At 56.6% G+C, this 20191-nt stretch carries 18 protein-coding genes; 14 read left to right on the top strand and 4 right to left on the bottom strand.

Features of this window, described 5'->3' with window-relative positions:
* Nucleotides 1-331: 331 nt before the first annotated feature.
* Genes rfbC through rfbA form a run of 4 tightly spaced genes read left to right on the top strand, consistent with a single transcriptional unit; the run spans nt 332 to nt 3683 of the window.
* The gene (rfbC, locus tag GS605_RS15510; protein ID WP_171724550.1) at nt 332-901 is read left to right on the top strand and encodes a dTDP-4-dehydrorhamnose 3,5-epimerase; all 570 of its coding nucleotides are present in this window, start codon (nt 332-334) and stop codon (nt 899-901) included.
* A complete protein-coding gene (gene rfbB / locus GS605_RS15505; RefSeq protein ID WP_171724549.1) occupies nt 898-1938 on the top strand; it encodes a dTDP-glucose 4,6-dehydratase in 1041 nt (346 codons plus the stop codon). Before rfbC ends, rfbB begins: the two co-directional genes overlap by 4 nt.
* On the top strand, nt 1935-2798 hold the full coding sequence (gene rfbD, locus GS605_RS15500) for a dTDP-4-dehydrorhamnose reductase (RefSeq protein ID WP_171724548.1): 864 nt from the start codon (nt 1935-1937) through the stop codon (nt 2796-2798). Before rfbB ends, rfbD begins: the two co-directional genes overlap by 4 nt.
* Nucleotides 2799-2816: 18 nt before the next feature.
* Nucleotides 2817-3683: a glucose-1-phosphate thymidylyltransferase RfbA gene (gene rfbA, locus GS605_RS15495; protein ID WP_152460484.1), complete on the top strand. Its 867-nt coding sequence runs from the start codon at nt 2817-2819 to the stop codon at nt 3681-3683.
* 73 nt (nt 3684-3756) lie between these two features.
* Here the strand turns inward: rfbA and GS605_RS15490 are convergent, their stop codons facing one another.
* Nucleotides 3757-4611 (bottom strand): glycosyltransferase family 2 protein, encoded by an 855-nt coding sequence (locus GS605_RS15490; protein ID WP_171724547.1) that lies wholly within the window; start codon nt 4609-4611, stop codon nt 3757-3759.
* Nucleotides 4612-4816: 205 nt separating this feature from the next.
* Here GS605_RS15490 and GS605_RS15485 point away from each other — a divergent pair, with 205 nt between their 5' ends.
* From GS605_RS15485 to GS605_RS15470, 4 genes are all read left to right on the top strand, one after another.
* Entirely contained in the window at nt 4817-5092 is a 276-nt protein-coding gene (locus GS605_RS15485) for a hypothetical protein (RefSeq protein ID WP_171724546.1), read from the top strand.
* A gap of 395 nt (nt 5093-5487) precedes the next feature.
* Entirely contained in the window at nt 5488-6402 is a 915-nt protein-coding gene (locus tag GS605_RS15480) for a class I SAM-dependent methyltransferase (protein ID WP_171724545.1), read from the top strand.
* Nucleotides 6402-7667 carry a glycoside hydrolase family 99-like domain-containing protein gene (locus GS605_RS15475; RefSeq protein WP_171724544.1) on the top strand — a complete coding sequence of 422 codons (1266 nt, stop codon included), beginning with the start codon at nt 6402-6404 and terminating at the stop codon, nt 7665-7667. The genes GS605_RS15480 and GS605_RS15475 overlap by 1 nt, the downstream gene beginning before the upstream one ends.
* A 129-nt stretch (nt 7668-7796) precedes the next feature.
* A complete protein-coding gene (locus GS605_RS15470) occupies nt 7797-9092 on the top strand; it encodes a glycoside hydrolase family 99-like domain-containing protein (RefSeq protein WP_216600201.1) in 1296 nt (431 codons plus the stop codon).
* Between the two features lie 81 nt (nt 9093-9173).
* Here GS605_RS15470 and GS605_RS15465 read toward each other — a convergent pair whose 3' ends face one another.
* Nucleotides 9174-10139: a LysR family transcriptional regulator gene (locus tag GS605_RS15465; protein WP_171724542.1), complete on the bottom strand. Its 966-nt coding sequence runs from the start codon at nt 10137-10139 to the stop codon at nt 9174-9176.
* Here GS605_RS15465 and GS605_RS15460 point away from each other — a divergent pair.
* Nucleotides 10132-11247, top strand: coding sequence for a phosphotransferase family protein (locus tag GS605_RS15460; RefSeq protein ID WP_253283320.1), 1116 nt, complete (start codon nt 10132-10134; stop codon nt 11245-11247). The genes GS605_RS15465 and GS605_RS15460 overlap by 8 nt on opposite strands.
* Nucleotides 11248-11258: 11 nt before the next feature.
* The gene (locus GS605_RS15455; protein WP_171724541.1) at nt 11259-12500 is read left to right on the top strand and encodes an acyl-CoA dehydrogenase family protein; all 1242 of its coding nucleotides are present in this window, start codon (nt 11259-11261) and stop codon (nt 12498-12500) included.
* 92 nt (nt 12501-12592) lie between these two features.
* Here the strand turns inward: GS605_RS15455 and GS605_RS15450 are convergent, their stop codons facing one another.
* The gene (locus tag GS605_RS15450; protein WP_171724540.1) at nt 12593-14188 is read right to left on the bottom strand and encodes a GMC family oxidoreductase; all 1596 of its coding nucleotides are present in this window, start codon (nt 14186-14188) and stop codon (nt 12593-12595) included.
* A gap of 109 nt (nt 14189-14297) precedes the next feature.
* On the opposite strand from GS605_RS15450, the gene GS605_RS15445 reads away from it, so the two are divergent.
* The 4 genes from GS605_RS15445 (at nt 14298) to GS605_RS15430 (ending at nt 18415) form a co-directional block, all read left to right on the top strand.
* Nucleotides 14298-15536, top strand: coding sequence for a TRAP transporter substrate-binding protein (locus GS605_RS15445; RefSeq protein WP_171636329.1), 1239 nt, complete (start codon nt 14298-14300; stop codon nt 15534-15536).
* A gap of 64 nt (nt 15537-15600) precedes the next feature.
* Entirely contained in the window at nt 15601-16266 is a 666-nt protein-coding gene (locus GS605_RS15440) for a TRAP transporter small permease (RefSeq protein WP_171636326.1), read from the top strand.
* Nucleotides 16266-17624: a TRAP transporter large permease gene (locus tag GS605_RS15435; RefSeq protein WP_171636325.1), complete on the top strand. Its 1359-nt coding sequence runs from the start codon at nt 16266-16268 to the stop codon at nt 17622-17624. The genes GS605_RS15440 and GS605_RS15435 overlap by 1 nt, the downstream gene beginning before the upstream one ends.
* A gap of 11 nt (nt 17625-17635) precedes the next feature.
* Entirely contained in the window at nt 17636-18415 is a 780-nt protein-coding gene (locus tag GS605_RS15430; RefSeq protein ID WP_171636323.1) for an IclR family transcriptional regulator, read from the top strand.
* A 263-nt stretch (nt 18416-18678) separates the two neighbouring features.
* On the opposite strand, the gene GS605_RS15425 is transcribed toward GS605_RS15430, so the two are convergent.
* Entirely contained in the window at nt 18679-20175 is a 1497-nt protein-coding gene (locus GS605_RS15425) for an aldehyde dehydrogenase family protein (RefSeq protein WP_171724538.1), read from the bottom strand.
* Nucleotides 20176-20191 lie beyond the last annotated feature (16 nt).

Below are 20191 nucleotides of genomic sequence, written 5' to 3'. Positions count from 1 at the left end.
GGTAAGGTGCGGATTGGCTTTTGCCGCCAAATCGACACGACCCAGCCTCAGCGCTCGGATGCCGCCCCATGACGCAGTGCTTTAGCTTTCGGCCCAAGTGTTGTCGCGCCGGCGGCTTCGTTATCTGTTCCATCCCTGTGTTTTCATTTGCAGATGGTCCAATAATTTCAATGAATTCTATCAGAATCGCAAGTTGCCTGCGATAATCGCCTGACCTTTGGAGCCGATAAGCCGCTCAAATTGCTGGTCGGACAACATAGGTCTTGGCGTCGGTGGAGCAAATGTGACATAGCAGGCCGAGACTTCAACACAGAGATGAAAATTAGTAACAATGGAAATATTGGCGCTTTCCATTCCGGAAGTGAAACTGATCACCCCGAAGCGTTTTGGCGATCACCGCGGATTCTTTGAGGAAACCTACAATGCCGACAGCTTTGCGGCACAAGGGATTCATACGCAATTCGTTCAGGACAATCATTCCCTTTCGAGCACGGTGAACACGGTGCGCGGATTGCATTTTCAGGCTCCGCCAAGAGCGCAGGCCAAGCTGGTGCGCTGCGGTCGTGGACGGCTGTTTGATGTCGCGGTCGATATCCGCAAAGGTTCGCCCACCTATGGTTACTGGGTCGGCGAAGAACTGAGTTTCGAGAACGGGCGGATGCTGTTGGTTCCTGCGGGGTTCGCGCATGGGTTCGTGACGTTGGAGCCGGAGACCGAGATCGTCTACAAGTGTTCTGATACCTACGCGCCGGAAACTGAAGGCGCGGTTCGTTGGGACGATCCCGATATCGGCATTGAATGGCCACAGAGCAACTCAGAACCCCAGCTGTCCGAGAAAGATCGGATCGCACCACTTCTGCGCGAAATTGAATCTCCTTTCGTATTCGAGGACACACAATGAAAATTCTGGTTACGGGCGGGGCGGGCTTTATCGGGTCTGCCGTTATCCGTCGTGCGATTGCCGATGGGCATTCGGTCGTCAATGTCGATGCCCTGACCTACGCGGCCTGTCTGGACAATGTTGCCTCTGTCGCGGATGCGCCGGGATACGTTTTTGAACATGCGGATATCCGGGATGCCGCCGCCATGTCGGCGATACTGGACAGACACCAGCCAGACGCGATCATGCATCTGGCCGCTGAAAGCCATGTTGACCGTTCGATCGATGGCCCAGCCGCGTTCATCGACACGAACCTGACCGGGACCTATGTATTGTTGGAAGCCGCACGCGCCTATTGGGTGGGTGCCGGCCGGCCCGAGCATTTTCGGTTTCACCATATATCAACCGACGAGGTCTTTGGGTCCTTGGGTAAAACCGGGTTTTTCACCGAAGACAGCCCATACCAGCCGAACTCACCCTATTCGGCCTCGAAAGCGGGATCGGATCATCTCGTGCGGGCGTGGCGTGAAACATACGGCCTGCCAGTGGTTCTTACCAATTGCTCTAACAACTACGGCCCTTACCAGTTTCCGGAAAAGCTAATCCCCGTTGTCATCCTCAGTGCGCTGGCGGGCAAACCGATCCCGATATACGGGAAAGGCGACAACATTCGCGACTGGCTGCATGTCGATGACCATGCCGAAGCCCTGTTGCTGGTGCTCGAAAAGGGTGAACTGGGCCGCAGCTACAATATCGGTGGCGAGAATGAGATGACCAATCTTGATCTTGTCAGAATGCTGTGTTCGATCCTGGATCGCCTCAAGCCGGGTGAAACGCCCTATGCGGATTTGATCACGTTCGTCGCTGACCGCCCGGGTCACGATCAGCGTTATGCCATCGATCCGACCCGGATTCGCACCGAACTGAACTGGCGTCCCTCCTACACGCCCGAAACCGGGCTGGAACAGACGGTTCAGTGGTATCTGGACAACAGTGCATGGCTGAACGCCTTGCAGGCCCGCAGTGGCGTGGGTGAGCGGCTGGGTGTTGCCAAATGAAGGCGCTGGTGTTCGGCCACGGGGGGCAGGTGGCGACCGAGTTGCGGCGTCGCGGACAGGCGCATGGTGTCTTGGTTGAAGCTCTTGATCGCGCCGCGGCGGACCTGTCTGACCCGTCGCAATGTGCAGACGCCATCCGGCATACGGATGCGGACGTGATCATCAATGCGGCCGCCTATACGGCGGTGGACCAGGCCGAAGAAGAAAGCGACCTGGCGCAACGGATCAACGGAGATTCACCCGGTGCAATGGCGCGTGCCGCCGCGGCCCGCGACCTGCCTTTTCTGCATGTTTCCACGGATTACGTTTTTGACGGCTCTGGTCCGACCCCCTGGAACACCGATGACCCCACGGGGCCCTTGGGGGCCTATGGTCGAACCAAGCTGGACGGCGAACACCAGATCGCAGAGGCTGGCGGCCACTATGCCATTTTGCGCACAAGCTGGGTGTTTTCGGCACACGGAAAGAACTTTGCAAAGACCATTCTCCGATTGGCAGAAACCCGTGACAAGCTGACTATCGTCGCAGATCAGATCGGCGGGCCAACACCTGCTGCCGACATTGCCGAAACCTTGCTGAAAATGGCCAAGGCCGGCCTCGAAGCCAAAGGGGGGGTGTTTCACTATTCCGGTGCACCCGATGCCAGCTGGGCGGATTTCGCCCGTGAAATTGTTTCTCAATCCGGCTTGTCGGTCGAAATCGAGGATATTCCAACCGAGGCTTACCCAACGCCAGCGCCCAGGCCGCTGAACTCACGTATGGACTGTTCGCGGCTGGAAAATGTGTTCGGAATCCAGAGACCCGACTGGAAAGCCGGACTAGCCGAGATATTGAACGAGTTGAAGTCAGCGACCAGCTGAACCTTGAAAGGACAGATTATGCAGCGCAAAGGCATTATTCTTGCCGGTGGGTCCGGAACCCGGCTTTACCCGATCACCATGGCGATATCGAAGCAATTGCTGCCGATCTACGACAAGCCGATGATCTTTTACCCGCTGAGTGTTTTGATGCTGTCGCAGATCCGCGAAATCGCGATCATCACCACCCCCCAGGATCAGGATCAGTTTCAGCGCCTGTTGGGGGATGGCAGTCAATACGGGTTGTCCCTGACATGGATTGTGCAACCGTCTCCTGACGGTCTGGCGCAGGCTTATACACTGGCCGAGGATTTTCTGGACGGTGCCCCGTCAGCGTTGATTCTGGGTGACAACATCTTCTTCGGACATGGCCTTCCGGACCTGCTGCTCGAGGCGGATCAACTGAAGCGCGGCGGTACGGTTTTTGCATATCGGGTCGCTGATCCAGAACGCTACGGAGTTGTGGATTTCGAAGGGAACAAAGCCCGCGCGATCGTCGAAAAACCCAAGGTGCCTCCGTCGAACTACGCGGTGACAGGTCTTTATTTTCTGGATGGCGACGCTCCGGCCCGCGCGCATGAGGTCAAACCGTCAGATCGCGGCGAGCTGGAAATCACGTCACTGCTGGAAATGTATCTGGACGAAGGTTTGCTGGATGTGCAGACCATGGGACGCGGTTTTGCCTGGCTGGATACCGGCACGCACGGGTCTTTGCTGGATGCGGGAAACTTCGTGCGAACGATCACGGAACGTCAGGGTATGCAGACCGGCAGCCTGGATGAAATCGCCTGGGCGAATGGCTGGATCGACGACGAGGCTCTTGAGGCGCGTGCGCGACTGTTCGCCAAGTCCACGTATGGCACCTATCTGAAAGGGCTTTTGAGCTAGGCCGCGAACTGTATCATGGTTATGTGTTCAAGCGGAAATTTGCACGGGCGGTAAGCTGCTTCACGCTTTGTGATCAAGGTCTGAACGGGGTTGGTCGGACATTCCGGCCATGCCAAACGCCACGCAAGAAGGCCCATTGTTTGGCGCGTTTTCTCGTAGAAAACAACACAACCGGTGACAGCATTTGCAGAAGCGCCGATGCCAGGGCTCGACCAAAAGCCATCGGGACTTCATGCTTGCGGGCGACATAAACGCGTGATTGCCCCATATACCAGCCCTTCAGGCCAGCGATGGCTGGGCTTCCCGGCGAGGATTTGCCTCTGGCGTGGCGCATCTGAGCGTTGTGGACATAGTACAGCGGCCCGCAAACGGCTTTGAGCCGCAGGCTCAGATCATCGTCCTCATGATACAGAAAGATTTCGGGATCAAACCCGCCGACCTCTTCGAACGCTTCGCGGCGGACCAGGAACGCAGCGCCGACGAGGACCGGCAATTCAAAGTCGGAATCGGCTGTTTTCCTGGGCAGGGTTTCATTTCGGGGAATGATCACACTGTATCGCCTGAAACGAGGTGCCCCTTTCCGGTCCAGAATTGCAGGGTTGAAGGCTGACGCATCCGGGTGATTGTCAGCCCCCTCTTGCAACGCGTCCAATGCTCCGGGCAGCAAGTGGGAATCCGGGTTCAGAAATAAAAGCAGGTCCGTTGTTGCCTTGGCGGCACCAAGGTTGCATGCGCGGCCAAACCCGATGTTGTCGCGGCTTTCGATCAGAGTTGCGCCATGTACCTCGGCCATTTGCCGAACCGCTTCAATATCATCCGAGCCATTGTCGACCAAAATTGTCGGCACGCCCTCTGGGACGGAATTCAGCATCTCCGGCAGCACGCCACTGCTGTTGTAACAAACGCTTATGATCGTAATCTGTGACAATCCTGCCTGCCGTATCTGTGGAATGGGCCTGATCGTTACTTCCTCTCAAACACAGTCAGGGTCAACCCCGGTTACAGTACGACGGAACCGGGCTGCTGCAGCGGTCCGTGATCTTGTGCGCTCCGCGACGACAATCTGAGAAATGATTGAAATGGTTCTGCCCCTATGAAGCGAAGGCGGGAAACCGATCATCAAGCGCGGCCGGATGGCGAAGCCGCGTCAGGGGATGCAATGCCTGTTTGATCAGAGTGATAAGATTTACCTCTTTGGAAATTTTCGATTTCCGGTGGCCGTGGTGAATGAGCAGATTGTTGCCAGTCGTCGGGTTGAAACCAGTAAATCGCAACATGTCTTGAAGGTGATATCGAAATTCCGGCGCCAACCACTTGCCGGAATGAAGGCGTTGGCGGTTCTCAGAACGTTCTGCAAATGGTTGCGGACGCAAGCCTGTGCGCTCAACACCCTGCGCGCGTTCGCATGATCTCACAGTGCCAAAGCCGTGGTTTCCAGTGATATCGGTAAGCTGTTGAAAAGCGTATCAAGCATACCTCAACTGAAGTGCGGCGGGAGCTCACGAGGTTCAACCCGACGCCCACGCGGATGCCGCTTCTTTTGCAGAAAAGGCCACGAAATAAAACCCTGTCAAAACATGGTTCTTTGAAGAAGGTTGCGTGGCGCCCTTGGTGTGAATGATCCCCGGGTGAGTGGTCATTGCCGCTGGGGGAGTTTTGTGCAACAGTGTTCTCTGAGTTGAACATAATTTGGGTACAACATCCAAAGCCTTAGGTATCGGTTTGGTATTGGGGATTGCAGAACCAGACCAAACTATATAGCAGCCGAATTGAAGCACGAAATAAGCATCACGGAAGAATTACAGTGAGCGATAGACATACTTACGAATACGACATTGACATGAACAGTGATGTAGCACCCGCGCGCGTGCTGCGCATGGTAAAGCCCGGGTCCAAGGTGCTTGAGATCGGGGCCGGGCCAGGTTCGATCACGCGACATCTTTCCGGCACGTTGGAATGTGATGTTGTGGCGCTTGAGATCGACCCTTCGGCGATCGAAAAGCTAAAGCCGTTCGCACGTTCTGTGTACCCGATGGATCTCAACGATGCTTCGTGGAGTGACATCGTTCGCGAGAAAGACGGGGTATTCGACTACGTGATCGCAGCGGACGTTCTGGAACATGTTTACGACCCCTGGAGCGTACTTTCAGGCATGAAATCGCTGTTGAACGACACGGGATCGGTTATTCTTTCGCTGCCGCATGTTGGCCATGCAGCCATTGCCGGTTGTCTTGTCGATGAAGATTTCGAATACCGTGACTGGGGCCTGCTGGATCGGACCCATGTCCGGTTTTTCGGCATCAAAAACGTTCAGCACCTGCTTAATTCGCGGGGTATGAGCATTGAACAAGCCGAATTTGTGGTTCGTACGCCAGAGATGACTGAGTTTTGTCAACGCTGGAGCCGTCTGCCACAGGATGTTCAGGCCGCGTTGCAGCGCAATCGCTATTCCCATGTCTTCCAGGTCGTAAGCAGATCGGTCCCCAAGGAACGCGCAGAGAATGACATCTACCTGATGGGCCTGCCCGTCGAACAACCCGATGAAGAGACCCGGCAGCATTGGACCAACATGATGGCAGGCCTGCCCCTGTCCGAAGAGATTGATTTGCAATCGACTATCGGGCCGGTGGACACGAGCAAGGCTTCCCGAGTCGAGCCCGGCCCACTGGCCAAGAAGAAAAAAAAATCGCTGGCGCGGCTGTTGGGGTTGAAGAAGTAATGTCCTCAAACACCACGGATCGTGAATTCGGCAACATCAGGACAATTGCCTTCTACCTTCCTCAGTTTCATCCGATCCCGGAAAACGATGAATGGTGGGGCAAAGGGTTCACCGAGTGGACAAATGTCGCAAAAGCCAAGCCGCTTTTCACCGGGCATTATCAGCCTCATCTTCCTACGGATCTGGGGTATTATGACCTGCGTGTCCGCGAAACGCGGCTTGAGCAGATCGAGATGGCCAAGGCCAGCGGAATTGATGGATTCTGCTACCACTATTACTGGTTTTCCGGGAAAAGACTTCTTGAGCGGCCCGTCGACGAAATGCTTGCGGATCCCGAAAGCGATATGCCGTTCTGTCTTTGCTGGGCGAATGAGAACTGGACGCGCCGCTGGGATGCGGCCGAGCACGAGATTCTCATTGAGCAGAAGTACAAGCCCGAGGATGATCTGGAGTTCATCAAGTCGATCGAGCCGTTTTTCCGGGATCCCCGCTACATAACAATAGATGGCGCTCCGATCCTGATTGTTTATCGGCCGCAGCATTTGAAGAACTCGCGCAAAACCGTGCAGGTCTGGCGTGACTATTGCGCGTCTGTCGGAATTCCGAAAATCCATCTGACCTGTGCGCTTACGCACCGAAACTGGGACTATGCGTCATACGGGTTTGATTCCGGTGTGGAATTCCCGCCCCACGGCATCAACGTGCCCAACCTCTCGCCAGAAGTGGACTTGTTCGACGATTTCCAAGGCCATTGTGTTGATTTTTCTGCGATCGCAGAACAGTACCTGGGTCACAGCTATGGGCCTGAGAACAACGTTCATCGATCGGTTTTTCCGTCCTGGGACAACACGGCCCGGCGTAAGGAAAATGCCATGGTCGTTTTGAACGGAACGCCGGAAAACTATGAATACTGGCTTTCGCGGGCCTTGCACCAAACCGCTCAGGATTTCCCCGACCAGGAACGTTTCGTTTTTGTGAATGCATGGAATGAATGGGCTGAAGGATGTCACCTGGAACCGGATCGCGAGTACGGGCATGCGTTTTTGCACGCCACCAAGGCCGCTCTCCAAGGTTCAAAGCTGATCGACTGGACGCATGTGGGTGTCCCGGAAATTTCGCGCCGTGGCGAAACCACGGAAGGCATCGCGCATCCTGTTCCATATGGTGCCAACAAGCCGTTGGCCAAACGGGCTTTCCGTCTTTTGCGCGATACGGTCAGCGGTCGGTTGCTGAAACAATGGCTGTCCGCGGCCCGCACAAAATAGAAAACCACGCCGGATTGAGTTGCATGAAAGTCCCAAGTACTTGTCATGCAACTCAGTCTCGTGCTTTGCGTGAAAAAAAGGGTTTTCTTTGTCATAGTCGGCACGACGCGCCTTAGTACGAGAAACTGCATGTCCATCAAAGATACCCTGCTTTACTATTTGCTGACCGCTGCGTCGAAACTCAGCCCACCTTTGTCGCCACGTACGGCAAGGCGGTTCAGAAATTCAGCCAAGAAAAGAGACCCCAAACGGGGTTGGGACAAACCGGGGCAATCCAACAGGCAGGGTTTTGAAGCCATCGGTCAGGCTGAAGAGTTCAAACCCTTCGACCCGCCTGCGAAAGCTGAACCCGCAGTACGGGCAATTGCGCATTACCTGCCGCAATTTCATCCCTTCAAAGAGAATGATGAATGGTGGGGCAAAGGCTTTACCGAATGGTCCAATGTCGGAAAGGCCGTCCCGAATTATCCGGGCCATTACCAACCTCATTGTCCGATTCATCTGGGTTACTACGACTTGCGGTTGCCAGAAATCATGGTCGAACAGACGCGGATCGCGAAGTCATACGGGATAGGAGGGTTCTCCTATTACTACTACTGGTTCGGTGGAAAGACCTTGATGGAGCACCCGCTCGAACAAATGTTGGGCAATCCGGAAGTCGACATGCCGTTTTGTCTGACATGGGCAAATGAAAACTGGACGCGCCGCTGGGACGGGCGGGCGCACGACGTTCTTATCGCGCAAAACCATTCGATCGAGGATTCCCTGAACCTTCTGCGTCATATACGAAAATACTTTGATGATCCGCGCTACGTTCGGATAGATGGGAAGCCGGTTTTCATCGTTTACCGAGCGAACATCATACCGAATATCGAGGAAACGACCGCAGCTTGGCGAAAAGAGGCACAAAGCTGGGGCGAGCCGGACCTGTATCTCATAGCTGCCCAGACTTTTGATATCGGCGATCCTGAGAAACTGGGTTTTGACGCTGCTATGGAGTTCCCTCCGCATCAGGTAAAGCGCACCGACATCACGGATGAGATGGGGATCTACAATCCAGAGTTCACGGGTGCCGTTCTGGATTACCAGGCCGTGGTCGAGGCAGAGCTTCAAAAGCCGGAACCCCGGTACAAGCTGTTTCGGTCCTCCACGCTCTCATGGGACAATACCGCGCGCAATCAGGATGCCCCTCGGATTATGGGACGGTTCACAATCAATGCCTACAAGCGCTGGACGGAACATTTGTGTCGCCAGGTTCTTGCGCAGGAAAAATACAGTGCCGACGAAAAAATCGTTTTCATAAACGCGTGGAACGAGTGGGCAGAGGGGACTCATCTGGAGCCTGACCGAAGATATGGCTTTGCCTATCTTCAGGCGACGTATGACGCGTTACCCAAGAAATCTGAAAGTCAGATCAACACGTGATGTTTTCGACCTTGAGGTTTCGAGGACCTGACGGTTGGCGCCTCTGATATCCGGACGTCACACGTTGCCCGGGGTTGCGTATCAATTCTGATCGACCCTATGATGCTGTTCCGTATCGTTCGCTCTGACGGTGCGACCTGCAATTTGGTCGAACATCCATTGTACGGCTTCGTCGCCGTCGGACCGGATATGCCGATAAAGGCGAAGTTCGATCGGAGGCACATCAACCGGCAGCCTCAACATGCGCAGCCCCATTTCACGCGCGCTGCATTCGGTCAGCGTGGCAACCATATCTGTCTTGTGCAGAATATCCCGGATGTTCAGATAGCTTTGCATCTGAATCCCGAGTTTGCGTCGTGCGCTTAGTTTGCGCAGGACGATGTCGACCGGGCTCGCCCCCTGAGGCCGTGAGGAAACATGCAGATGTGTCAGCTGAAGATAACGCTCCAGCGTCAATGGGCCCGAACCCAGCGGGTGGCCGGGCCGCATGGCACAGACATAGCGGTCTTTCATGATGGTCCGGCTGATCAGATCCGAACTGTCCGGCATCGGAATGTCCGACGTGATGTCGATCGTGCCCTGCTGTAACGCCTTGCGCGTATCCCGACGGGGAATGCGCACGAGGCTGAGTTCGACCTGGGGTGCCGTGCATTGAAACCCGGACAAAAGCCCGGGCAGGATGATGAGGCTGTGAAGGTCGACCAAACTGACCCGGAACAGCCGTTTGCTGGTAAACGGGTCAAACCGTTCACCCTGCGCCGATGCGGCTTGCAACTGGTGAAGAGCGGCTGAGACCCTGTCCGAAATGCTCTCTGCCAGCGCCGTGGGCTGCATCCCCGTGCCGGTCTTCACGAAAAGCGGGTCGTTCAGTGTCTTGCGCAACCGGGTCAGGGCGTTGCTGACGGCCGGTTGCGTGATCGACAGGCGTTCGGCAACGCGGGTCAGATTTCGTTCGGTATAGATGGCGTCAAAAATAACAAAAAGGTTCAGGTCGATCTTGTTGAGCTTGGTCGTCATGTCATTCACCAGAATTATGCTGATGATCATGCAAGTAAATTTCACAAATGTCATTGAGGGCGGTAAGCTGAATGGTATCCCGGCGGAATACGGAGTTTCATGCATGACCTCATCCGGCCTCGAACTCGATACCGAGCGGCTTTCGACATATTTGGGGCGCCATATCCAAGGTTTCGCCGGCCCATTGTCCTATCGGAAGTTTTCGGGCGGGCAGTCGAACCCAACCTATCTGCTGAAGGCCGGTGGTTCGAAATACGTGCTGCGCCGCAAACCGCCAGGTGACCTGCTGCCTTCGGCCCATGCCGTGGATCGGGAATATCGTGTTCTCAGGGCACTTCATGGCACTGCGGTTCCGGTCGCCAAACCTTACGTGCTGTGTGAGGACACGGATGTCATCGGTTCCATGTTCTATGTCATGAGCTTCCAGGAGGGCCGGATTTTCTGGAACCCGGCGCTGCCCGAGTTGGAGGTGGCCGACCATCATCAGGTGTTCGATGAAATGATCCGGGTTCTGGCCGCGCTGCATTCGGTTGACACAGGCGCCGTCGGCCTGTCGGACTTCGGCAAGCCGGGAAACTATTTCCAACGCCAGTACAGCCGCTGGACCAAACAGTATCGGGCCGCAGAAACAAGTAATCTTCCCGAGATGGAACAGCTTATGGGCTGGCTGTCCCGCAACCTGCCCGATGGTGACGGTTCGGTCAGTCTGATCCACGGTGACTTTCGCATAGACAATTTTATCTTCGCTTCGGATGCCCCGCAGATCACCGCGGTTCTGGATTGGGAACTGTCGACGCTGGGCCACCCGATGGCTGATCTGGGCTATTTCTGTGTGTGTCTCAGATTGCCGCCCACCGGTCTGATCCGGGGGCTGCAAGGGCTGGATCGCGCTGCTTTGAACATCCCTTCCGAAGCTGAGATGATCGAGCGGTATTGTTCGCTGCGTGACCTGCCAGAGATTGAAAACTGGACCTTCTATCTGGCGTTTTCCTTTTTCCGGATGGCTGCGATTGCACAGGGTGTTTACAGCCGTGCGCTGGCGGGAAACGCATCGAACGAGAACGCAATGGCGTTCAAGGGGCTGGTGGCCCCTCTGGCGCAAATGGCGCTCGACGAAATCGCTGCTGCAACGCACTGAAGAGGATCACAATGGATTTTGCTCCATCGCCACGCGCCACGGAAATGCATGACCGGCTGAAAGCCTTCATGCAGGCGCATATCTATCCGCGCATTCGCGACCACAAAGAGGAAATAGAAGCCGGCAATTTCCCCGTTTCGTTCATGGAAGACCTCAAGTCGCTGGCCCGCGCCGAAGGGCTTTGGAACATGTTCCTGCCCTCCTTGCGGGATGATGAGCCCGGAACGCGGCTCAGCAATCTTGATTACGCGCCCCTGGCCGAGCTGATGGGCCAGGTGAGCTGGTCTTCGGAAGTCTTCAACTGCAACGCGCCGGATACCGGGAACATGGAATTGCTGCACATGTTCGCCACACCCGAGCAGCGCGAAGACTGGTTGGTGCCGCTGTTGAACGGCAAGATCCGTTCGGCCTTTGCCATGACCGAACCCGACGTGGCCAGTTCGGACGCGACCAACATAACAACATCCATCCGGCGCGAGGGTGATAAATACGTCATCAATGGCCGCAAGTGGTTCATCACCAATGCGTGCCACCCCAACACCAGACTTTTCATCGTCATGGGCAAAACCGACCCGAACGCCGATCGCCATAAACAGCAAAGCATGATCATCGTTCCAAAGAATACGCCCGGTTTGGAGATCGTGCGCAATCCGACGATCCTGAACATGCACGATCCCGAAGGCCATGCTGAACTGGTGTTCAAGGACGTGCGCGTCCCGGTCGGCAATCTGCTGGGCGAAGATGGCAGCGGTTTTGCACTGGCTCAGGCGCGGCTTGGGCCCGGGCGAATTCATCATTGCATGCGCTCGATCGGGGCGGCGGAAATGGCACTGAACCTGATGGTGGAACGTGCTCAGGAACGGAAGACCTTTGGCAAGCAACTCTCGGAACAAGGCGTGATCCGTGAATGGATCGCCAAATCCCGGTTGGAGATTGAACAGGCGCGGCTGTTGACCCTGAAGGCGGCCTGGAAAATAGATCAGGTGGGGGCGAAAAAGGCCTTCCGCGAAATATCCCTGATCAAGGTCGTGGCGCCCCAGGTACATGCAAAGGTTACGGATCGTGCAATGCAGGTCTTTGGCGCAATGGGCATGACACCCGACACGCCATTGGCCGACAGTTACACTTGGGCCAGGGCGTTGCGCTATGCGGATGGACCGGATGAGGTCCATCTTCAGGCCATTGCCAAACAGGAGTTGAAGAATTCCAACTATGGGATGTCGGCGCAGTGGCTGACACCGCCTCTGCGCTAGGTCTGGGAAGGGATGGCATCACCGGAATATCCCTAAGATACGCAAGCCGAGTTGCCCAGTTTTCCTGGCATTCGGATACGCGGCCTGCCGCGCTATGTTCCGGCGGCAAGCAAATCGCTCGCCTTTTCTCCGATCATGATCGCGGGGGCGTTTGTGTTGCCGCTGACGATTTCCGGCATGATCGAACAATCCGCGACCCGCAGGTTTCCGATGCCGCGCACCTTTAGCGCGGGGTCTACGACTGCGGTTTCATTCGTACCCATCGCGCAGGTCCCCGTTGGGTGATAGATCGACACGGAATTCGATCTGACCCAGTCCAGCGTGCCCTCGTAATCGTCGTTCGAGAGTTGGGATGTCGGGCGGAACTCTTCGGAAATCTTCGATGCCAGCGGATTGTGCTGTGCGATTCTGCGGGCGATGTTCACGCCGTCAACGATGGTTCGGCAATCCGTTTCCGTCGACAGATAGTTCGGAATGATCTTTACATGCTGTGATGGATCCGGGCCGTTCAGATGCAGTTCACCCCTGCTTTCCGGCCGCAGCTGGCACACGGACATGGTAAAGGCGGAAAACGGGTGTACGCCTTCGCCGGGGCTGTCGGCGGACCACGGCTGTACATGGAATTGAATGTCGGGTGTTTCTACGTCCGGGCGCGTTTTCATGAATCCGGTCGCAAGGCTGGCCGCCATGGTCATCGGACCGGCGCGGAACAAAGCGTATTTGAGCGCGATACGGGCCTGATTGATCAGGCTGCGCACCTCGTCATTCAATGTGGGCTCATTGCATTTGAAAACGAGACGGGCCTGCAAGTGATCCTGAAGTCTTTTGCCGACATTGGGCAAGGCATGGACCGGATCGATGCCGTTTTTCTTCAGGTGGTCCGGGTCGCCGATACCCGACAGCATCAGAATTTGAGGAGAGTTGATTGCACCGCCGGACAGGATGATTTCGCGCCGAACGTTCAAGGTTTTCTCATTGCCTGCGCGATCCCGATAGACAAGTCCGGTCGCCTGTTTTCCATCCAGCGTTATGCGTGTCACCAATGCGTTGGTGATGATGTTCAGGTTTTGTCGGTTTCGAATGGGTTTCAGATACGCCACAGCCGAGCTGCACCTGCGCCCATTGCGGGTGGTCAGCTGAAAATACCCTACGCCTTCCTGATCTGCGCCGTTGTAATCCGGATTGAACGGGTATCCGGCGGCTTGCGCTGCCGCGACCCAAGCGTCGCAGATCGGTCGCTGAATGCGCATGTTCGACACCGACAGCGGCCCACCGACACCGTGATACGGGTCTTCGCCGCGTTCTTGATCTTCGCTGCGTATGAACAGCGGCAGCACGTCGTCCCAGCCCCAGCCGACATTCCCCATCTGGCGCCAGCGGTCATAATCTTCCTTTTGGCCGCGCACATAGAGCAGACCGTTCAGAGAGGATGAGCCGCCCAGCACCTTGCCGCGTGGCCAGTCGATCGAGCGCCCGTTCAGGCCCGGATCGGGCTCGGTCCTGTAACACCAGTCCACCGAAGGGTTGTGCATGGTTTTGAAATAGCCAACCGGGATGTGGATCCAGGGGTTGGTGTCGCGGCCGCCGGCCTCTAACAGCGCGACGGTAGTGTTGGGATCGGCGCTGAGCCGATTGGCGATGACACAGCCCGAAGACCCCGCGCCAACTACCGCATAATCCACTTCCATGACCGCCTCCTTCCAACGTCGTTGAAAAAAACTCTATGCAAGATGCTAGAAATATACTAGCCTTTTTTGATACAAAACGTCTCAATAATTGCGAACAGGGAGGTAAGCAATGGAGATTGGTCGGAAACTGAGTGGTATTTCGCGGCGGGATTTCTTCCGGGTAGCGGGGCGCTATGGCATGAGCTCGACGCTGCTTGCAGCAGGAGGGTTTGGCGGTGCGATGAGCCTGGCCAATCTGGCGCAGGCGGCGGAATCCACGTATGAAAAACGCTTTTCGAAAGAACCGAAGTACACGTTGAAATTTGGTGCGTCGGGCTTCAACACCCGCAACTTGCTGATCGAGCGCGCCGGCGCCATCGAATTTGCACGCGACCTCGAAGAACGCACCGATGGCGAGATTCGGATCGAGTTCATCGGCGACAACCAGATCTGCGGACAACTCAGCTGTGTTGAAAAAACCCAGCAGGGAATCGTCGATATCTACGCAGCTTCGACCCAGAATTCGGCCGGCGGTGCGCCTTATCTGAACGTCCTGGACTATGCCTACATGTTCCCCAGCCGGGCGGCGCAGTATCATTTCTTCTACAGCCCCGCCAGCCAGCGCATCTTGCGCGACCCGCTTGAAAAGCGTCACGGGCTGAAATTCCTGTTCACCCATTGTGAACTGCGCGGTCTGCAAATGGGCTCGACCTTTGCCGACAAGCCGACCGTCACCAAGCTGGAAGAGCTGTTCGGCACCAAGAACCGCGTGACCGGTACGCAGCTGGGTCGGATCGCGATGCAACTGCTGAACCTGAACCCTGTTCCGGTGGCATGGGAAGAAACGCTGGATGCGCTCAAGACCGGTCTGATCGATGGTGCGGAAACCTGGGCCTCGGCGGTGGCATATGCGAACATGGCGCCTGTGGTTTCGCAATCGGTGAACCTGAAGTTCTTCTGCGGTACCGAACACACTTCGATGTCTGCCAAAGTATTCGATGGCCTGGGCGGTGAATTGCAGGATGCCGTGATGGAATCGTCCTATTTCACCCAGGCCCTGATCCAAGGCGCGAATGAGGCGGCACTGCTGAACACGGTCGGATTCTCGGATCCGCAATTGCCGCAAACCATTTTTGCGGAAAACGGCGTGCGCCCGGCCTTCCTGCCGGAGGACCAGATCAAGCTGGCCGAAGAAATGTGTGCTCCGAACTACAACCCCGAGCCGTGGGCGCAGTGGCGCGAGCGGCTGAACAAATGGGCCGGTGGCATCGATACTTACCAGGAGATCTACGACATCGCGCGCGAGATCCCAGCGGACACGCTGCCGGAAAATGTCGAGCCGCGCCGCTGGTGGAAGGGCGAGGCCTGATTAGACTGCCAGAACCGGCCCGAACGGGCCGGTTCAATCAATACCCACTGGGAGGACGGGCTTCATGTCACTTTGGGCAGACATTGGCGCAATATTCAGCGCTTTTCTCAGCCAGGATTCTTTCGAGATTCAACTTGCTCTGGAATCCGACGCGGCTTGGATCGTTGGTGCGATCGTTGCCGCGATCGGGGGTTTGCTGGTCATGCTGATCTATCGCATGGTGCCGTTGATCGAACGTCATCTGGAACGGTCGGTCATGGTGTATTCTTATCTTGCCATCGCACTGATCATCTTCTGGGGCGTGATCGACCGGTTTGTCTTCAATGATCAGGAACCCTGGTCCACAACCATTCCTCCGCTTCTTTTCATGGTGATGGCCTGGTTTGGTGCGTCCTACAACGTACGCTTGCGCACGCATCTGAGTTTCAGTGAATTCCGCACCGCCATGCCCCGCGGCGGGCAATTGGCCTGCCTGTTTCTTGACGCGGTGCTGTGGTTCATCTTCGCGGTGATCGTCATCGTGACCACCTCGCGACTGGTGGCGCTTTCGGCCTCGAACTTTCAGATCGTACTGGGCACGGACAATATCATGCAGTGGTGGTTCCTGCTGGCTGCACCATTGTCATTCTTCTTGATGGTCGGTCGCGTGTTTCAGAACCTCGCCGATGATTTGCACAACTGGAAAACAGGCGAGCCGCTGATCAAGCAGGCCGTGATCGGGGCAGACTGATGACAGACGGAACACTTGTTACACTGATCTCGCTGGGGGTCACCTTTCTGTTCATGCTGGGCGTGCCGGTGCTGCTGGTCATCGGTTACTGGGTCATTGGATGTTCCTTTGTTCTTGGTCTGACGCTGGACAATATGGGGGCCGAACTTCTGAACGTCTTCAACAAGGGCTTCGCCCTGTTGGCGATGCCGTTGTTCATCCTGACCGGCGACCTGATCAACAAATCCGGCATCGCGCGACGGCTCAGTGATTTTGCCTATGCCTGCCTAGGCTGGATACGCGGCGGACTTGCAATGGCGTCGCTGGGGGCCTGCGGGCTGTTTGCGGCGATTTCGGGGTCGAACTCGGCCACGACGGCGACCATCGGGTCGATGCTGCACCCCGAGATGGTAAAGGGCGGCTATGACGAACGGTTCAGCGCCGCGACCGCTGCTGCGGGCGGTACTGTCGGTATCATCATCCCCCCTTCGATCATCTTCATCGTCTATGGCTTTCTGATGAACCTGCCGATTTCCGAATTGTTCGTGGCCGGTATTCTGCCCGGTGCGCTGATGGTCATCGGGATGCAGCTGGCGTGCTGGATCATCTGCCGCATGAACGGGTGGGGCTATCTGATCCCACTGCAATTGAACCGGGTGCTGAAAACCGCCTTCGGGGCCTGGCTCGGCTTTTTCGCCATCGGGCTTGTGCTTTGGGGCATATATACCGGCAAGTTCTCTCCGACAGAGGCCGCTGGCGTGACCGTGGGCTTTTGTGTCATTGCGGGGCTGGTCAGCTACCCGATCAACCGCATCATGGGGGCCCGGAACGATATACCGCCAACCGAAAAGAGCTTCGCTGAAATGTTCGTGGTCGAGGGGTTCACGATCCCAGAGATCCCCTCAATCGTTATCAGGTCTGCCCAGATTACGGGTATCCTGGCCCCGTTGATCGCAATTTCGGTTGTGATGCAGCAGATCCTGTCCCTACTTGGCGCACAGGAAACAATCGGAAACTTCGTGACCTCCATGGGGGGGTACCATGCGGTTCTGTTTACATCGATGGTGATCGTCTTCTTTTCAGGCATGGTGCTGGAAAGCCTTCCGGTCACCATCATCCTGGCCCCGATCCTTGCGCCAATCGCAGCCTCGGTTGGAATTGATCCAATTCATTTCTCAGTCATCTTCCTGGTCGGTGCATCCATCGGGTTTATCACACCACCATACGGGCTTAACCTGTATGTCGCTTCAGGCGTGACGGGCGTGCCGTACTTCCGGTTGCTGCGCTATACGGTGCCTTATTTGGTGGCCCTGCTATCGGTCTGGATATTGGTGTCGCTGGTGCCCGAACTGGCCTTGATCCTTCTGCCAAATAACTAGAATGTTGAAGGATGGCCGAGACTGATACTAAAGACAGAGAAACTCAGATTCCCACCAACCTGCGCCTGTTGCTGATCCTTGAAGAGGTGGCACGGCGCGGCGTTGCGGTCAAACCTTCGGATCTGATCGATGCATTGGGATTGGCCAAACCCACAATCCATCGTTTGCTGCAAACGGCAGAGGCAGAAGGGTTCCTGCAACGCGATCTTGACGGACGGTCCTATGGTCCGGGCAGAAGACTGCGGCTGTTGTCCGTGAATACCATGTCCGCCGAGCATCTGCGGACCGCGCGTCTCGCCATCCTGCGCGGCGTGGCCGACGAAGTGGGCGAAACATGCAATCTGGCCATCCCGGATCGCGAAGGCATGATCTATCTTGACCGGGTAGAAACCAAATGGCCGTTGCGAATTCAATTGCCGATCGGAACCCAGGTGCCGTTCCACTGCACGGCCAGTGGCAAGATGTACCTTTCCACCTTGCGCCCCAAAACTCTGAACGGGTTTCTGTCAGCCGGAAAGCTAAAAGAGCAGACTGCCCGTTCATTGACAGAGCCGAAGGCCCTGCTGAGTGAAATCAAGATCACGGCCGAGCGGGGATTTTCCACCGACGACGAAGAATTCATGGCGGGCATGGTGGCGATCGCCGTGCCGGTGCAGGACGCGCAGGGCAGGCTGGTTGCCACGCTTTCAGTTCATGCCCCGACGCAACGGCATGATGTCGGCAGTCTGAAGTCATTTCTCGACACCTTGCGCCGGGGGGCGGAAAAACTGTCGCAGCTGTTGGGCGAGTAAATGGCGCAACGGGATAACCGGCAATAATCAGGCCGACGGCCGTTCGTGGCAGTTGTATCGAGGATGCCGCAAAGCCTCGGAAGGCCTCTTGCCGAAACACAAGACAATCCATCAGCACCGGAATGGCCGTCGTCGCGCCGGCATCGGAACCCTTGGCCAAAAGACCGCCTCAACATGCAGAACAAAGTACCCGGGACTGGGCGTCCCGGGTGGTGTTTTTTGCTGGCCTTTCAAGTTTTTGCCCGACGACTATCCAGCGATACTCAGATGTCGAATTTGACGCCCTGGGCCAGTGGAAGTTCGGCCGAGTAATTCACGGTGTTGGTCTGACGGCGCATATAGGCTTTCCACGCGTCCGAGCCGCTTTCGCGCCCGCCGCCGGTTTCCTTCTCTCCGCCAAAGGCGCCACCGATCTCTGCCCCTGAGGGCCCGATATTGACGTTGGCAATTCCGCAATCGGATCCGGCCGCAGACAGAAACTGCTCGGCCTCGCGCATGTTCAGGGTAAACACGCAGGATGAAAGGCCTTGTGGTACGTCATTCTGAAGCTCTACCGCGTCGTCGAAATCGTCATAGCCCATGACGTAGAGGATCGGCGCAAAGGTTTCGGTTTTCACGGTCGCGGTCTGACCCGGCATTTCGACGATCGCAGGTTCCATGTATACACCTGCCGGAACACCTTCGGTAACGCGGTTGCCGCCGAACACCGAACCGCCTTCCGCTTCGGCCGCTTTCAAAGCGGCGGTCATCGCCGCGCCCGCGGCTTCGTCCACAAGCGGCCCAACCAACGTGCCGTCTGTCAGTGGATTGCCGATGGGCAGACCCGAATAGGCTTTTTTCAGACGGCTCACCAGTTCTTCGCGGATCGAGTTGTGCACGATCAGGCGACGCAACGTGGTGCAGCGTTGACCGGCGGTACCAACTGCCGAAAAGACAATCGCGCGCACGGCCATCTCCAAATCAGCCGAAGGGCCGATGATCATTGCGTTGTTGCCACCTAGTTCCAGAATGCACTTGCCAAAGCGCTGTGCGACGATGGGGGCGACAGTGCGGCCCATGCGGGTCGATCCCGTGGCCGAGATCACCGGAACATCTTCACTGGCCACCAGTGTTTTTCCCTGATCGGCGCCACCGATAAGCGTTTGCAGAAGACCGTCCGGCGCATCGCCAAATCGGGCCAGGGCGCGTTCAAAAATCTTTTGACAGGCCAGCGCCGTCAGCGGGGTTTTTTCGGACGGTTTCCAGATCACCGGATCACCGCATACGATGGCCAGAGCAGCATTCCACGACCAAACCGCAACCGGGAAATTGAACGCGGAAATCACACCAACCGGGCCAGCAGGATGCCAGGTTTCCATCATCCGGTGGCCGGGACGTTCGGACGCGATGGTCAGGCCATAAAGCTGACGCGACAGGCCGACGGCAAAGTCACAGATGTCGATCATCTCCTGCACTTCGCCCAGACCTTCCGAGGTGATCTTGCCCGCTTCCCAACTGACCAGAGCACCCAGGTCGTCCTTGGCTGCGCGCAGCTCTTCACCCAACAGGCGGATCAGTTCACCCCGGCGCGGGGCGGGGACAACGCGCCATTCCCTGAACGCAGCCTTGGCTCGGGAAAAGATGGCGTCCATGTCCGAGATCGGCGTCTCGTGCACTTCGGCCAGCAGGCTTCCGTCAATCGGCGACGTGACCCTGAGCGTGCCGCCTTTTAGTTGGGCCTCGGTCAGATCCAGGTTTGCAAGCGTGGTTTGGGCTGTCATTACGATGTCTTTCATA

The sequence above is a fragment of the Ruegeria sp. HKCCD7559 genome, from assembly GCF_013110575.1.
Classification (GTDB): Bacteria; Pseudomonadota; Alphaproteobacteria; order Rhodobacterales; family Rhodobacteraceae; genus Ruegeria.
Note: the sequence above shows the minus strand (reverse complement) of the source record. Positions and strands in the feature narration are given on the sequence as shown.

Excerpts from the sequence above, each read along its gene's own strand:
- rfbC (WP_171724550.1), top strand. The coding sequence starts at position 332 with ATGGAAATATTGGCGCTTTCCATTCCGGAAGTGAAACTGATCACCCCG.
- rfbB (WP_171724549.1), top strand. The coding sequence starts at position 898 with ATGAAAATTCTGGTTACGGGCGGGGCGGGCTTTATCGGGTCTGCCGTT.
- rfbD (WP_171724548.1), top strand. The coding sequence starts at position 1,935 with ATGAAGGCGCTGGTGTTCGGCCACGGGGGGCAGGTGGCGACCGAGTTG.
- rfbA (WP_152460484.1), top strand. The coding sequence starts at position 2,817 with ATGCAGCGCAAAGGCATTATTCTTGCCGGTGGGTCCGGAACCCGGCTT.
- GS605_RS15485 (WP_171724546.1), top strand. The coding sequence starts at position 4,817 with ATGGCGAAGCCGCGTCAGGGGATGCAATGCCTGTTTGATCAGAGTGAT.
- GS605_RS15475 (WP_171724544.1), top strand. The coding sequence starts at position 6,402 with ATGTCCTCAAACACCACGGATCGTGAATTCGGCAACATCAGGACAATT.
- GS605_RS15470 (WP_216600201.1), top strand. The coding sequence starts at position 7,797 with ATGTCCATCAAAGATACCCTGCTTTACTATTTGCTGACCGCTGCGTCG.
- GS605_RS15460 (WP_253283320.1), top strand. The coding sequence starts at position 10,132 with ATGATCATGCAAGTAAATTTCACAAATGTCATTGAGGGCGGTAAGCTG.
- GS605_RS15465 (WP_171724542.1), bottom strand. The coding sequence starts at position 10,139 with ATGATCATCAGCATAATTCTGGTGAATGACATGACGACCAAGCTCAAC.
- GS605_RS15455 (WP_171724541.1), top strand. The coding sequence starts at position 11,259 with ATGGATTTTGCTCCATCGCCACGCGCCACGGAAATGCATGACCGGCTG.
- GS605_RS15450 (WP_171724540.1), bottom strand. The coding sequence starts at position 14,188 with ATGGAAGTGGATTATGCGGTAGTTGGCGCGGGGTCTTCGGGCTGTGTC.
- GS605_RS15445 (WP_171636329.1), top strand. The coding sequence starts at position 14,298 with ATGGAGATTGGTCGGAAACTGAGTGGTATTTCGCGGCGGGATTTCTTC.
- GS605_RS15440 (WP_171636326.1), top strand. The coding sequence starts at position 15,601 with ATGTCACTTTGGGCAGACATTGGCGCAATATTCAGCGCTTTTCTCAGC.
- GS605_RS15435 (WP_171636325.1), top strand. The coding sequence starts at position 16,266 with ATGACAGACGGAACACTTGTTACACTGATCTCGCTGGGGGTCACCTTT.
- GS605_RS15430 (WP_171636323.1), top strand. The coding sequence starts at position 17,636 with ATGGCCGAGACTGATACTAAAGACAGAGAAACTCAGATTCCCACCAAC.
- GS605_RS15425 (WP_171724538.1), bottom strand. The coding sequence starts at position 20,175 with ATGACAGCCCAAACCACGCTTGCAAACCTGGATCTGACCGAGGCCCAA.